Origin of the sequence: Paraclostridium benzoelyticum (genome assembly GCF_001006285.1) — a bacterium.
Lineage (GTDB): Bacteria > Bacillota > Clostridia > Peptostreptococcales > Peptostreptococcaceae > Paraclostridium > Paraclostridium benzoelyticum.
In genome coordinates, this window is the sequence record NZ_LBBT01000030.1 from 1 (window position 1) to 629 (window position 629).

At 47.2% G+C, this 629-nt stretch carries 2 rRNA genes; both read left to right on the forward strand.

Going from position 1 to position 629, the window contains the following annotated elements:
- A 16S ribosomal RNA gene (locus tag VN21_RS01635) occupies window positions 1-304 on the forward strand; the annotation flags it as partial.
- A 232-nt stretch (window positions 305-536) separates the two neighbouring features.
- Window positions 537-629 (forward strand): 23S ribosomal RNA (locus VN21_RS01640); the annotation flags it as partial.

A 629-nucleotide genomic window follows, 5' to 3' on the forward strand; every position in this document is an offset into this window, starting at 1 on the left:
TGGGTGGTACAGAGGGTTGCCAAGCCGCGAGGTGGAGCTAATCCCTTAAAGCCATTCTCAGTTCGGATTGTAGGCTGAAACTCGCCTACATGAAGCTGGAGTTACTAGTAATCGCAGATCAGAATGCTGCGGTGAATGCGTTCCCGGGTCTTGTACACACCGCCCGTCACACCATGGAAGTTGGGGGCGCCCGAAGCCGGTTAGCTAACCTTTTAGGAAGCGGCCGTCGAAGGTGAAACCAATGACTGGGGTGAAGTCGTAACAAGGTAGCCGTATCGGAAGGTGCGGCTGGATCACCTCCTTTCTAAGGAGTAATTACCTACTGTTTAATTTTGAGAGTTTATTAATTCTCAAAATCAGGGCGTAGCCCGAAAGCTATATTTTGAGCAACGGGATGTGAGCGACTTTGGAGCGAGCAGACGTTGGCGATATGCGATAGCATTTTAGTACTTTGAAAACTGCATAACATTTAGTGATGATTAAATAAACCAATTATAAGAGAAGAAAACTCTTTAAAAAATAACACTCTAATAACTGGTCAAGTTATTAAGGGCGCAGGGCGGATGCCTTGGCACTAAGAGCCGATGAAGGACGCGATAAGCTGCGATAAGCTTCGGGGAGTTGCACGT